Annotated in this window: 1 protein-coding gene; it reads right to left on the minus strand. The window is 49.1% G+C overall.

What is annotated here, in order from left to right:
• Positions 1-272: ABC transporter permease subunit (locus NE473_RS31840; protein WP_256265703.1), on the minus strand; the 272-nt coding region annotated here is incomplete at its 3' end.
• Positions 273-293 lie beyond the last annotated feature (21 nt).

A 293-nucleotide genomic window follows, 5' to 3' on the forward strand; every position in this document is an offset into this window, starting at 1 on the left:
AGCAGCGGCAGAACAACCCTGAAAAACTTGCGGAACACCGTACAGCCGTCGATCTCAGCGGCTTCCTCCAGCTCCTTCGGCACCGTGCCCTCTATGAATTCCTTAAACAGGAATACCGCCTGCGGCGTATTGATGGCCACATTGACGAGAATCACTGCAAACGGAGTGTTCATCAAATGAAGGCTCTTTACGATATTATATAAGCTGACAATGTTCATCTGAAACGGCACGATCAGTCCGGCCAGGAAGAATAAAAACATACGGTTTCCCATTTTCGTCTTCGTTCTCGCCAG

Origin of the sequence: Hungatella sp. SL.1.14 (genome assembly GCF_024460495.1) — a bacterium.
Lineage (GTDB): Bacteria > Bacillota > Clostridia > Lachnospirales > Lachnospiraceae > Hungatella > Hungatella hathewayi.